At 40.3% G+C, this 12,826-nt stretch carries 11 protein-coding genes and 1 tRNA gene; 4 read left to right on the top strand and 8 right to left on the bottom strand.

Features of this window, described 5'->3' with window-relative positions; all coding sequences use genetic code 11:
• Window positions 1-44 precede the first annotated feature (44 nt).
• Window positions 45-1,109, bottom strand: coding sequence for an MJ1255/VC2487 family glycosyltransferase (locus tag ACMZOO_RS13215; RefSeq protein ID WP_440903806.1), 1,065 nt, complete (start codon window positions 1,107-1,109; stop codon window positions 45-47).
• A gap of 4 nt (window positions 1,110-1,113) precedes the next feature.
• Window positions 1,114-1,617, bottom strand: coding sequence for a phosphatase PAP2 family protein (locus ACMZOO_RS13220; protein ID WP_016954029.1), 504 nt, complete (start codon window positions 1,615-1,617; stop codon window positions 1,114-1,116).
• Window positions 1,618-1,805: 188 nt separating this feature from the next.
• Here ACMZOO_RS13220 and rraA point away from each other — a divergent pair, with 188 nt between their 5' ends.
• Window positions 1,806-2,306, top strand: coding sequence for a ribonuclease E activity regulator RraA (gene rraA, locus ACMZOO_RS13225; RefSeq protein ID WP_440903807.1), 501 nt, complete (start codon window positions 1,806-1,808; stop codon window positions 2,304-2,306).
• A 9-nt stretch (window positions 2,307-2,315) separates the two neighbouring features.
• On the opposite strand, the gene ACMZOO_RS13230 is transcribed toward rraA, so the two are convergent.
• Window positions 2,316-2,391: transfer RNA gene (locus ACMZOO_RS13230), tRNA-Arg, on the bottom strand.
• A 252-nt stretch (window positions 2,392-2,643) separates the two neighbouring features.
• Here ACMZOO_RS13230 and trpS point away from each other — a divergent pair.
• The 3 genes from trpS to ACMZOO_RS13245 all read left to right on the top strand — a co-directional run bounded on the left by trpS (window position 2,644) and on the right by ACMZOO_RS13245 (window position 5,433).
• Entirely contained in the window at window positions 2,644-3,654 is a 1,011-nt protein-coding gene (gene trpS, locus ACMZOO_RS13235; protein ID WP_440903808.1) for a tryptophan--tRNA ligase, read from the top strand.
• Window positions 3,655-3,716: 62 nt separating this feature from the next.
• Entirely contained in the window at window positions 3,717-5,006 is a 1,290-nt protein-coding gene (locus ACMZOO_RS13240; protein ID WP_440903809.1) for a hypothetical protein, read from the top strand.
• A 1-nt stretch (window position 5,007) separates the two neighbouring features.
• Complete coding sequence (locus tag ACMZOO_RS13245) at window positions 5,008-5,433, top strand: hypothetical protein (protein ID WP_440903810.1); 426 nt, start codon at window positions 5,008-5,010, stop codon at window positions 5,431-5,433.
• Between the two features lie 15 nt (window positions 5,434-5,448).
• Here the strand turns inward: ACMZOO_RS13245 and ACMZOO_RS13250 are convergent, their stop codons facing one another.
• The 5 genes from ACMZOO_RS13250 to oppB all read right to left on the bottom strand — a co-directional run bounded on the left by ACMZOO_RS13250 (window position 5,449) and on the right by oppB (window position 12,822).
• Entirely contained in the window at window positions 5,449-7,020 is a 1,572-nt protein-coding gene (locus ACMZOO_RS13250; RefSeq protein WP_440903811.1) for a diguanylate cyclase domain-containing protein, read from the bottom strand.
• Between the two features lie 258 nt (window positions 7,021-7,278).
• On the bottom strand, window positions 7,279-9,213 hold the full coding sequence (gene pepF / locus ACMZOO_RS13255) for an oligoendopeptidase F (RefSeq protein ID WP_440903812.1): 1,935 nt from the start codon (window positions 9,211-9,213) through the stop codon (window positions 7,279-7,281).
• Window positions 9,214-9,240: 27 nt separating this feature from the next.
• Window positions 9,241-10,959, bottom strand: coding sequence for an ABC transporter ATP-binding protein (locus ACMZOO_RS13260; protein WP_440903813.1), 1,719 nt, complete (start codon window positions 10,957-10,959; stop codon window positions 9,241-9,243).
• A 15-nt stretch (window positions 10,960-10,974) separates the two neighbouring features.
• Window positions 10,975-11,886, bottom strand: a complete 912-nt coding sequence (gene oppC / locus ACMZOO_RS13265; RefSeq protein WP_440903814.1) for an oligopeptide ABC transporter permease OppC — start codon at window positions 11,884-11,886, stop codon at window positions 10,975-10,977.
• Window positions 11,887-11,898: 12 nt separating this feature from the next.
• On the bottom strand, window positions 11,899-12,822 hold the full coding sequence (gene oppB, locus ACMZOO_RS13270; protein WP_440903815.1) for an oligopeptide ABC transporter permease OppB: 924 nt from the start codon (window positions 12,820-12,822) through the stop codon (window positions 11,899-11,901).
• Between the last annotated feature and the right edge of the window lie 4 nt (window positions 12,823-12,826).

The following is a 12,826-nucleotide window of genomic DNA, read 5'->3' on the forward strand; positions in this document are numbered from 1 at the left end:
AAGCACTGAGTTTAAAGCGCTGCAAGTCAGGGGCTGCAGCGATACTACGCCACTTTGCGACTTAATTTATTTTCAACTTGCTCGGGAAATTGCACTTGCGCCCACAGTGATTTAAGCAAAGGTTGGGTATTGTGATAGTCGCCAGCCATAATCCAATTGATCAGTGGTTGTGGATCTGACGGAAATATCACTCTGCCACCATTATTTTGCGCCAGCCAAGTTTCAACACTATCAAAATTCAAGCTAGGCATAACTGACGCTAATCCCATAAGTTCAAGCGTATACGCGTTGCTAGCTTGCTCAAATTGACCATTTAATGGCTTTAGCAAAATACGTTTGCCATAACACAAAGCTTCGCTTGAAAGTTCAAAACCTGCGTTGGCGATTATGCCTTTGCTGTCGCATAAGTCTTGTTTAAAACCACTGCGGCTGAGTTTGCGGAGTTTTATATGTTCTTCGTCTTTATCTTCAGTGATATCAGGGTGGTAACAATAAAATTGATAGTCACAAAAATCTGCGAGCAACAGCTTAATTTGTTCAAGTGATTCAAATGGTAAATACACCATTATTTTATTATCTTTACACTCAAGCTTTTCCGGCGCTTCAATAAAGGGCGGTATAATGTTGGCGCCAAAGTGATACCAGTGCACACCTAAGTTGTGCTGACACGGCGCGAAGTATTTTAGAATTTTTTTATCTGCCCATTTTGCACCTTTGCTTGGAATATCCTGCATAAAAGCGGCTTGGTGAGAGATGTTGATGCTGGGTATACCTTGGCGTTTTGCTGCCCATGCGCTTATTGGTTCAAAGTCATTTAATACGACATCATAGCCAGATAGATCTAAGCTTTTTACGTCTTTCCAAAATTTTCTAATTTCAACTTGTTTGAGGGTTGAAAATAATGCTAAGTCGCCGTCTTTGCTCGAGAATGACATACCTTTGCGAACTTGATAATCGCCAAACGGTTCCATATCAAAAAACTTGTCGGCTTCGCGACCTGAAAACAAATAATCTACTTTAATACCCAGTTCGTTAAAGCGGTTCGCCATAATTCTTGCACGGCTAATGTGACCATTCCCTGTACCTTGTACACCATAAAAAATCTTCATATATCTATAATATCCATCCTAAACTTAACCAAGCGCTGACCATTCCAAGTAACGCGCCTGCTAAAATATCTGTCGGGAAATGCACACCTAAAAGTACGCGAGATAAACCAACCATTGAAGCCCAACTGTAGGCTAATAATGTGAAGCTTGGGTAAAATGCGCTGATTAAGGTTGCCATTAAAAAAGCGGCTGCTGTGTGGCCTGAAGGCAAACTAAATTTATCGCTTGGCTCTATATGGGCTGACACCAATAAGTCACTTGGGCGTGTGCGTTTAAAGGCTTTTTTCAGCATAAAGTACGACGGCAGCTCCATTAAAAATGCAACTAAACCTACGGCTAAAAACCAAATACCTTCTTGTTCTAACAAGGCTAAAATAATGGCTAATGCAATATAAAAGTGTCCGTCACCGGTTTTAGAAATTAGGCGCACCCATTTCATATCGCGATTGTGCGTGTGCGAGAATATCCAGCCGAATAATTGTTGGTCTTTTTGGGTAATGATGTTCATAACACAGTGCCTAAATATTGTACTTTACTTGGCAAATATTATGATTTTTGTGTGACCTTATTTTGAACCAAATTGGTCAAAAATGTGACAGTGGTACTTGTTGATTTTTAACTGACTTTTTACATTGGATCTCACCCTATGTGCTGTTTATAATAGACGAAATTTCTTTTCCAATAAGGTAGTTAACCATGGAATTCAGTACCTCTTTATTATGCGACACCTACACAGATATGATTGATGTTGTTGAGCCAATTTTTAGCTCTTACGGCGGCATTACTAGCTTTTATGGTGTTATCACTACAGTTAAGTGTTTTGAGCATAATGGCCTTATTCGCCAAGTATTGTCGGAAGATGGCAGTGGTAAAGTGTTATTGGTTGACGGTGGTGGCTCAAAACGCCGTGCGTTAATTGATGCTGAATTGGCTGAGTTAGCCGTTGCAAATAATTGGGAAGGTTTAATTGTTTATGGCGCAGTGCGCGACGTAGATGAACTAGAAGAAATTGATTTAGGTATTCAAGCCATTGCATCTATTCCTGTTGGCGCTGATGATGAAGAAAGTGGCGAAGTAGACGCGGCAGTTAATTTTGCCAGCGTAACCTTTTTACCTGAAGATTATGTTTATGCCGACACCACAGGCATTATTTTATCTCCTGAGCCACTTGAGCTCGATGATTTAGTAGAAGAGTAAAGAACCAAATGGCAGCCCCACCAGGACTCGAACCTGGATCGGTCGCTTAGGAGGCAACTGTTCTATCCTGTTGAACTATAGGGCCATTTTGTGCCCTTTAGTATACTTATTTTTCCACTGTGTTGAACCCATTGTTTAGCAAACTAAAAGAGATTTTTCGGTATATTTGTTAGCTATACGGCTAACTTCGTTCTTTTTATTGTAATGTTAGCTATATGGCTAATGTGGTGGGTCTAAAAAATTATCGGCATGACCCAAAGAAAAAATTTAATTGATAGGTATAATGCCTTTCATAACTTGCAAATTTCAGAACAAGATTCAGATTATAGAGGAAAATATGACTAAACCTGTGGTTTTAAGTGGTGCGCAGCCAAGTGGTGAGCTGACTATTGGTAATTACATGGGCGCTTTACGTCAATGGGTTAACATGCAAGGTGAATACGATTGTTTGTTCTCAATTGTAGATTTACACGCTATCACAGTGCGCCAAGAGCCAGAAAAGTTACGTAACGCTTGTTTAGATGGTTTAGCTTTATATTTGGCCTGCGGAATTGACCCTGATAAAAGCACTATTTTTGTTCAGTCGCATGTTCCTCAGCATACTCAATTAGGTTGGGCGCTTAATTGTTATACCCAAATGGGTGAGCTGAATCGTATGACTCAGTTTAAAGATAAGTCAGCTAAAAATGAAAATAACATCAACGCTGGTTTGTTTACTTATCCAATTTTAATGGCGGCGGATATTTTATTGTATCAAGCTGACCAAGTGCCAGTGGGTAATGACCAAAAGCAACATTTAGAGTTAAGCCGTGATATCGCTACTCGTTTTAATAACGCCTATGGTGATGTATTTAAGGTGCCTGAGCCTTATATTCCTGAAACCGGCGCGCGTATTATGAGTTTGTTAGAGCCGACGAAAAAAATGTCTAAGTCGGATGATAATCCGGGTAATTTTGTTGGTTTATTAGAAGATCCGAAAAAAATCACTAAAAAAATTAAACGTGCGGTCACTGATTCAGATGAACAAGCGCGCATTTATTTTGATGTAGAAGAAAAAGCCGGTGTGTCTAATTTATTAACTTTGTTGTCGTGTGCAACCGGTAAGAGCATTGAAGCTTTAGTCCCTGAATATGAAGACAAAATGTATGGTCATTTAAAGAAAGACACTGCTGAAGCTGTTGTGGCTTTATTAGAGCCTATCCAAACAAGATTCGCTGAAATGCGTAGTGAACAAGATTTCTTAAACAAGGTGATGGCGCAAGGTGCTGAGCGTGCGTCAGAACGTGCGCAAGTTATGGTTGATAAAGTTTACGAAGCTATCGGATTTATAGCAAAACCTAAAATCTAGTCTACGCTTTAAATTAAGCCACCCCACAAGTGGGTGGCGTGATTAATTTATAGAGCGCCCATATGTTAGCAAAACCCTTGTCGATAGGCTTTATTGCCACACTTTTTCTTTTATTATTTGCAAACTGTAGCTACGCCAAAGACAAAACTCATATTTCTGGGTTTGGCTCTATTGTTGGTTATCAGGCAGACGGTCGGGATTTGGGTTTTCGTTCTAATATTTCTTCTTCGCGACAAGGACGAAGCGGTGATATTGAGCTTCTAGAGCTTAGTTTGGTAGGACTACAAGTTAATTATCAAATCAACTCGAAGTGGGAGTTAGTCACTCAAGCTGTTGTTCGCCACGAACAAATTGAGGACTTAACCGATAGAATAAAACTAGCTACGATAAATTATACCCCCAATGCTGAATGGCTGATAAGACTAGGCCGCTTTTTTCCTAAAATCTACTTATTGAGTGATACTCGGTATATAGGTTATGCACAAGATACTGCTTACCCTGTTGTTGATTTTTATGCACAAATTCCGCTAGCCAGTTTGGATGGTGTTGATATTGGTTATCAAACTCGCGCTGGAAAATTCTTATTTACCGCTAATGCATATTCGGGAACATCTGAGGTGTGGGCCGATATTGATGGCTCCAATGTCAAAACGCCTTTGAAAGATATACATGGGGTAAATTTTGGCGTTGAATTTGGCAATTGGTTGTTTAGAGCTGGTTATACAGTGGCAACGCACGACGGCTTTGATACGGATACTGAAGTTGAAATGTTATTAAACTTGCTGGCGTCCCCTCCACCGGCTTTAGGTATTCCTGGCTGGCCTGGCGCACAAGATATGTTACAGGCTTATCGGATTAAAAATACCGATTTTTCGTATTCATCATTAGCTTTTGAGTACAGTGAGATTGATAGCTATTGGCGAGGTGAGTTAGGCAAGTTAGCAACAGATTCGTTTTTGGCGCCTGACAGTGTGGCGGGTTATATTCAATACACAAAAAGGGTGGGTAAAGTATCACCATTTGTTATTGTTTCAGCTATTGATACGAAAAAAGGTTATACACCAAGGGATTTACCACCGCCAGAATTGTTACACGCACTATCAGTTGCATTGCAACAAGATTTAACTCAACCTTTCCACCTTTTGCGTAATTCTCTTAATATTGGCTATAAACAGCATAGCCTTATCGGCGGTGTGCGTATTGATTGGGACGAGCAAATTGCCATTAAAGCTCAGTATGAACGTAAGTGGGTTGGAGATGGCGGCGCAGGCTTGTGGCAGAGAGACCCTCTAGCACCTATTCCAGACCGAGTCGCAAATATTATGACGCTCGGTATTGATTGGGTGTTTTAATATGAAAAAATTCACCCAAAAAGTATTAGCCGCGACCATATTTTTGTCTTGTAGTTATAGTGCTGCTGCTGAGTTGGTTATTGTGGTTAACAAAGAAAACCCTATAGACGAACTTAGTTTAACCAATGTTGTTGATATATACACAGGCCGTTATATGGCTTTTCCGAATGGCATTACTGCCGAGCCCGTTGATTTACCCAATGAATCTAGCGAAAAAGCGAACTTCTATTATCAGGCTACTGGTTTGTCACTGGCGAAAATTAATAGTTATTGGGCAAGGCTTAAATTTACCGGGCGTTATTTGCCTCCCATCCAATTAGAAACAGCTGAGAATGCTCTGACGTATGTGCAAAAAAACACGAATGCAGTTGCTTATATTGATGAAAAATACGTAACAGATAATGTGAAAGTTGTTTATCGTTTTTAATTATTGGCTGTGGTTTTAGTCTTGCCACTGATAGATGGCGTAAGCATTTTTGCCTTGTTTTTTAACTTGGTACATGGCGTGGTCGGCATGATCAAATAACTTGTCGAAGTCTTTGCCTGATTTGGGATACAAGGCCGCGCCGATACTGCTGCCAATGTAAGCTGTATTGGTATCATCCAATGGAATTGGAACAGCAGTCGCTTGCACTAGTTTTTCCGCAATTATTTCTACTTCAGTGCGATTAACATTGGTTAATACAATTAAAAACTCATCACCACCCCAACGGCAAACAATATCTGACTTACGTGTGAGTTTGCGATACCTATTTGCCACTTCTATTAATACTGTGTCTCCTGCATCGTGACCAAATGTGTCGTTAACGGCTTTGAAACCGTCTAAGTCTACTAGCAACAATGCAAATTCTGGTGTCAGCTCGCTTGAGTCGAGAATTTTTTCAATCATACGTCTAGCAGAACGACGATTTTTAAGGTGGGTCAGGGTGTCGTGATCTGCTTCAAATTCAGTTAATAACAGTTTTTGTCTCGCTTCGGTAATGTCGCTGATAATCACGAAAATATTTATTTCACCAAACATATTTTCAGCTTTGTTGTAGGTGAGGTTAAACCATTGTGCTTCCATGTCGGTGTCGCTGGGTTTTCTCACTTCTATTTCGATTGTTTGTGAAGTATTTAGCTTGGGGAAGTCGAGAATTTTTTGCTTAATTTCGTCTACTTCAAAAGATATCTTTTCTAGCCAGTTATGGTCGTAAACAACTTCATGTTGACCACTGTTTTTTAACCATAACTCTTTAAATTTAGGGTTAACCGATAATAAATTAAGTTTTTCATCTGTCACTACCAGTGCATTGGTAGAAATGTCACAAATCATTTTAAAGTTGCTTGCAAGCTTTTCTTTTTGCGTAGACAAATTGCGTTCGTGTTGCAAGCGTTCGTCTAGCTTAGCAAGCATTTTGTTGACTATGCTGCGAATGAGTCCAAGTTCGTCGTTGCGAGATTGCTTTTTTAGCCTGTCAGTTTCTTCGTGGCTAAAATCTATATTTTCTAGTTCGTCAGCAAGCATGGCGATAGGGTGTGATACCAACAAATAGGTTGTAAATAAGGTACAAAGCGCAATGATAAATACTATGGTAAAAATATTAATTATGGTGCTGGTTACTTGGGTTAATACTTTCTCTTTAACAAAGTTAATATTCTTGTAAATTAGCAGGTTGCCTATTTTTTCGTTGGCATTAAAAGGTGAATACAAAGGCTCGGAATGTAATTGGTTTTGGTCGCAATGAATGCCCCGTGCTTGTTTGAGTTTAGGGCTGGTAATGTCGGCACATTCAACCACTGCATTTTTTAATAAACCGGAAATAACGTCGTTGGCTAAAGGTTCGTCATTTAAATAAGCTGCAGCTGCGGCTGTGTTGTACACAGTTGCTGCTAGTGATTTGATGGTTTGGTCAGCCTCTTGCTGACTGCTTTTTAAGATATGCGAATACGACAGCAAAGATATGAGTATGCTGGAAACAATTGCTACTAGGGCTACAAGTAGGGTTAGTTTTATGTTTATTTTCATACTCATGATACAGCTTTACAGGTTACCTTAGCTTTATATACACTTGGCATGTATTTAATATAGCCTAATTCAAAAAATAGCGGAGTTAAATTTGATGGAATTTATTCAGGTATTAAATAGAAAAGCTGTTCATTTTGTTAGTTTATTTTTATTGATTGTTCTTTCTTTGGATTACTCTGCTTGCTAAAAATATGCTTTTGCCCTTGTGCTAATTATCGGCAACAAGGGCATGTTGGTGATTTAATACCAACAGCAATACCTTTCCTACTTAGCTAAAATTCGTTCCATTTCGTCCATTATATTGTTCATACGCTTGACCAAAGCTCGGTAAGGTTCGGCTGTCGCCATATCTACCCCAGCAGTTTTCATCAAATCATACGGATAATCAGAACCGCCTGCTTTTAGCATATCAATATAGGCATCTCGCGCATGGATATCACCATGACCAATTTTTTCAGCTAGGCCTGCTGCGGCTGCAATTGAAGTCGCATATTGGAACACATAAAAATCGTAGTAGAAATGTGGAATATATGCCCATTCCATTGCGTAGGCATCGTCAATTGTCATTACGCCTTGGTCATGGCCGTGATAACGCTTCAACAGCTCTAGGTACATTTCAGACAATTTAGCTCCGGTTAAGATTTCACCCGCTTCGGCTGCATCATTAATTTTAAGCTCAAACTCTGCAAACATGGTTTGGCGGAAAAAAGTACCACGTAGTGCTTCTAATCCTATGCCTAAATAGTAAAGCTTTTCTTGGTCGGTTTGTGCTTCGCTGATCACCATATCTTCCAATAGCATTTCATTCATAATTGAGGCTGTTTCTGCAATAAAGGTTGCGTAACCAGCTGTTTCCCATGGTTGGGTTTTATTACTCAATACAGAATGCACCGCATGCCCATATTCGTGTGCAAAGGTTGACGCACTCTGGAAATCATCATTATGGTTTAATAATACATAAGGGTGAATATCATAAGCTGCGCCAAACATGTATGCACCCGAGCGTTTACCTTCTTGTGGGTAAACATGCATCCAACGTCCTTCTACACCTTTATCGTATGCTGCTAAAAACTCTGATCCTAGCGGTTTTAGTGCTCGGCGTGTAATGGTAATTGAGTCTTCAATGCTATAAGTTTTGTCTAATTCTACCAATGGTGGGTAAATGTCAAAGTAACGCATATCATCTTCGATATTCAACATGCGTTTTCGCAACTTAAAGTAACGGTGCAAGGTTGGTAAAGCATCATTTACTTCTTTAATTAGTGTGCGGTAAACCGTTTCTGGCATATTGTCACCAAACAAGGCTCGGCTGACTGAGGTCTCGTGGTTACGCACTTGCGTATGAAATACTAAACCTTGAATATGCGAGTTTAGAATACTACCAAGTGTGGCTTCATAGTCTTTCCACGTACCCCAGAAAGTTTCAAAAACTTTTTGTCTGTCTTCACGTGAGCTAGCTTGGCGCAATTTTGAGTAACCAGCTTGATTTAGTAACTGGGTTTCACCTGTGCTTAGCGTGATTTCTGGCCAAGGTAAGTTAGCATTGGCGAGCACTGAGTAAATAGAATTTGGTGCACTGGTTAGTTTGCCTGTTTTGGCCAGTACAGCTTCGACTTCTTGGCTTAAAGTATGTGGGCTATTACGGAGAGTATTCTCTAATGAGTGCTGGTGTACTTTAAGTCTTGGCTCTTGCTTAAGAAATTGGCGGATTTTCTTTTCACCAATTGCCAGTATTTCAGGGCTATACCAACTTACTGCTGCTGAAAGATCGCTGAGTAAAGCTTTAGCTAGTTGTCGGCGTTCTTCATTTTCTGCAACTTTTAGATTTTCATCGGCTTTTAATGTTGCGTATACCAATAAGCGCACGGCATCTTTATAAACAGCAGATATTTCATTGCTCGCAATCAGTAAAGATTGAGCATTTTTACCTAAGCTGCCTTGTAGCGCCTTGAGTTTATCTATCTCGCCTTTAGTTTTACTGTGATTTTGTTGCCATTGTTCATCGCTAGCGTATAAATCTGTTAAGTCCCATATATATTTTTCATCTACTACTTTGGCTGATTTTTCTTTTTTGGCCGCCGAGATGGTTTGTTGGTTCGCTGGTTCACTTGCGCTTTCGGAACCTGAAAGCGCACTTGTTTGCGAACAAGCGGTTAATAAGTTGGCGCTGATAATTAAACTAAGTAGCTTAAGTTTCATTGTTATCATTTCCTTGTATTTTGTTTGTTAACCTGAGTAGTCTAAAACCGTTTTGTTTTTTTCTATGTTTGGATCTGGGATCGGCACGGCCGACAATAAAGCTTTAGTATAGTCATGTTGTGGTGCAGTGTAGAGTTGCTCAGCATCTTCTAACTCTACTTTGTTCCCTTTATACATGACCAGTACACGATCTGAAATATGTTTTACCACAGCGAGATCATGCGCGATAAAGATTAAGCTTATACCTAACTCCTGTTGGAGCTGTTTAAGTAAATTAATTACTTGCGCTTGAATCGATACATCTAGTGCTGATACAGGTTCATCACAAACGATCAATTTCGGCTCTAATATAAGTGCTCTTGCAATTCCTATACGCTGACATTGGCCACCAGAAAACTCATGTGGATAGCGATTGATAAGGTCGGGTTTTAAACCGACTTTATTCATCATAGTTTGCACTTTTTGTTTGCGCTGACTACGGGACAATTCTGGATAATAAGTTTTCAGTGGCTCTGCAACAATTTCCCCAACTGTCATTCTTGGGTTGAGTGAACCGAGCGGATCTTGAAATATCATTTGAATATTCTGTCGCTCAGCTCGCCATGCTTGTTTGTCAAACTGAGTTACATCTTGTCCTTGCCAGATGACTTTACCTGCTGTTGGTTTAATCAAGCCGATAATAGCGCGTGCTAGGGTTGACTTACCGCTGCCTGACTCACCAACTATACCCAAGGTTTCACCCGCATTGACTTGGAAGGAAATACCGTCAACAGCTTTTAGGGTTTCAGCTTTGCTCCAAGGTAACGCGTTTTTTGCAGCAATTGAAAAGTGCACTTTAATATCTTGAACATCGAGCAACACAGAGCTGTTGTCCTGTTGTTTTTTCGCTGTGGTTACGTCTACAGAGGCGTGTTGACTTGCTGTTGCTGCGTGTTCGGTTAACGTTGGTAGAGATGCAAACTTTTTGTCTAGCCTAGGTACGGCTTGTAACAGGCGCTGGGTATATGGATGTTGTGCTCGGTAAAAAATATCATCAGCACTAGCGTACTCTTGCATTTCACCATTGTTCATTACTAATACATTTTGACAAATACCCGCTACTACACCTAAGTCGTGGGTGATCATGATAATTGCAGTATTAAACTCATTTTGTAGCTCGCGCAATAACTGCATTATCTTAGCTTGCACTGTTACATCTAACGCTGTGCTCGGCTCGTCGGCAATTAAGAGTTTAGGCTTGCACAATAGTGCCATTGCTATCATTACACGTTGGCACATACCACCAGAAAATTCGTGCGGATACTGACCCATGCGCTGTTTCGCATGCGGAATTTTTACCGCATCTAACATGGCGAGTGCTTCATTATAAGCTTGTTGTTTAGATAAACCTTTGTGCAGTCTGAGTACCTCAATTAATTGTTCGCCTATTTTCATGTAAGGATTAAGCGATGTCATAGGATCTTGAAAGATCATTGAGATTTGTTTGCTACGAATTTGATTTAAGCTGTGTTCGTCTAGATTAAGTAGTTGTTGTTGGCCAAACAGTGCTGAACCACTGACAATAGCGTTCGCTGGCTGTAAACCCATTAGTGCAAATGCTGTTTGGCTTTTTCCTGAGCCTGATTCTCCAACTATGCCTAAAGTTTCACCTTGGTTTATGCTAAAACTTAGATTGTTAACTGCGGTAACTGTACCTTCTGGTGTGGTAAATTTAACGTGTAAATCTGTAACTTTAAGTAGTGACATCTGCTGCTCCTTAGCTTAGTGCTTTTGCTTTGGATCGAGCGCGTCACGTAAACCGTCGCCCAGATAATTAAAACAGAATAAGGTAGCTACCATAAAACTTGCCGGCACTAATAGTTGCCAAATAGCCAGTTCCATAGTTTGTGCGCCCTCCTGCAGTAGTGCGCCCCACGAGGTCATGGGCTCTTGCACGCCTAATCCTAGAAAGCTTAAAAATGATTCAAATAAAATCATTCCAGGTACAAGTAAAGTTGCGTATACAACCACTACGCCAAGCACATTTGGCACAATATGCCGTGTGATGATTTTCCAGTTACTGACGCCGCACACTTGCGCTGCTTCGATAAAGGCTTTGCCTTTTAAACTTAAAGTTTGACCGCGCACAATCCGCGCTATGTCCAACCATGATACGCAACCGATAGCAACAAAAATTAGAAAGATATTTCGGCCAAAGAATGTTACTAACAGAATCACCAAAAACATAAATGGCATTGAAGATAAGATCTCAAGTACACGCATCATTACCCGATCAGTATTACCACCAATAAACCCTGAGGTTGCCCCATATAAGGTGCCAATTAACACAGCAACTAACGCACCTAAAATCCCAACTAGAATAGATATTCGCCCGCCAATCAATACCCGCATATATAAGTCACGGCCAAGAGAGTCTGTCCCCCAGTAATGACCATTTTGCCAATTAGGGCCAGTGTGAATATTCGGCCAATCCGCCACATCAAATCCGTGTGCACCAAACAAGGGGCCGAATATAACAGCGCTGATGATAAACAATAGGATATAGGCGCTAACCATAGCGGCTTTATTTGCTTTAAAACGCATCCATACATCTTGCCAAATACTGCGGCCTTGCACTTCTAGTTGTTGGCTAAAATTTTCGACTGCTTGGCTATTATTGCTTTTAATGACCATAAACTAGTTTCCCTATTCGTAGCGGATTTTTGGATCAATTGCCGCCAGCAAAATGTCGACAATAGCATTGAAGGTAATGGTTAAAAAGCCAATGAGTATGGTTAAGCCAAGTACCAAGGAGTAATCTCGATTTAAAGCGCCATTTACGAATAATTTGCCTAAGCCGGGCAAGCCAAAAATAGTCTCAATAACCACTGAGCCAGTAATAATACCAACAAAAGCGGGCCCCATATAAGATAACACAGGCAACAACGCAGGGCGTAAAGCATGGCGTAATACTATGGTTGAATAAGGCAGGCCTTTTGCTTTCGCAGTACGGATAAAATTAGAGTTAAGGGTTTCTATCATAGAGCCGCGGGTAATACGCGCAAACGAAGCAATGTATAATAAAGACATACTTAACATGGGTAATAGAATGTTTTGCCAGTTGCCACCTTGCCAACCGCCCGCCGGTAGCCAGCCGAGCTGAATTGAAAATAAATAAATCAATACGGGAGCCAACACAAAAGAGGGCATAATGACACCTAACATCGCGGTAGACATCATGCTGTAATCAAGCCAGGTGTTTTGTTTTAGCGCCGCTAGAGTACCAATACCAACACCAACAATTGAAGTAAAAACAAAAGCCAGCAGACCTATGGTTGCAGAAACTGGTAATGCTTGCTCAATTAACTCATTCACTGAGTAATCTTTGTATTTAAATGAAGGGCCAAAATTACCTTGTAAAATATTACCTAAGTAGGTGAAATACTGCTCGTGCATAGGTTTATCTAAACCATATTCGGCTTCTATTTTTTCCATTATTTGTGGTGGCAGGCCACGCTCAGTTGAAAAAGGGCTGCCCGGAGCTAAACGCATCATAAAAAACGATACTGTGATCAAAATCAGTAATGTTGGTATGGCCTCTAAAATGCGTTTAATAATAAATTTATACATAATT

The organism is Catenovulum sp. SX2 (assembly GCF_052056295.1).
In the GTDB taxonomy this organism is placed as follows: Bacteria; Pseudomonadota; Gammaproteobacteria; order Enterobacterales; family Alteromonadaceae; genus Catenovulum.

Coding starts and splice junctions, on each gene's coding strand:
- ACMZOO_RS13215 (WP_440903806.1), bottom strand. CDS start 1,109: ATGAAGATTTTTTATGGTGTACAAGGTACAGGGAATGGTCACATTAGC.
- ACMZOO_RS13220 (WP_016954029.1), bottom strand. CDS start 1,617: ATGAACATCATTACCCAAAAAGACCAACAATTATTCGGCTGGATATTC.
- rraA (WP_440903807.1), top strand. CDS start 1,806: ATGGAATTCAGTACCTCTTTATTATGCGACACCTACACAGATATGATT.
- trpS (WP_440903808.1), top strand. CDS start 2,644: ATGACTAAACCTGTGGTTTTAAGTGGTGCGCAGCCAAGTGGTGAGCTG.
- ACMZOO_RS13240 (WP_440903809.1), top strand. CDS start 3,717: ATGTTAGCAAAACCCTTGTCGATAGGCTTTATTGCCACACTTTTTCTT.
- ACMZOO_RS13245 (WP_440903810.1), top strand. CDS start 5,008: ATGAAAAAATTCACCCAAAAAGTATTAGCCGCGACCATATTTTTGTCT.
- ACMZOO_RS13250 (WP_440903811.1), bottom strand. CDS start 7,020: ATGAGTATGAAAATAAACATAAAACTAACCCTACTTGTAGCCCTAGTA.
- pepF (WP_440903812.1), bottom strand. CDS start 9,213: ATGAAACTTAAGCTACTTAGTTTAATTATCAGCGCCAACTTATTAACC.
- ACMZOO_RS13260 (WP_440903813.1), bottom strand. CDS start 10,959: ATGTCACTACTTAAAGTTACAGATTTACACGTTAAATTTACCACACCA.
- oppC (WP_440903814.1), bottom strand. CDS start 11,886: ATGGTCATTAAAAGCAATAATAGCCAAGCAGTCGAAAATTTTAGCCAA.
- oppB (WP_440903815.1), bottom strand. CDS start 12,822: ATGTATAAATTTATTATTAAACGCATTTTAGAGGCCATACCAACATTA.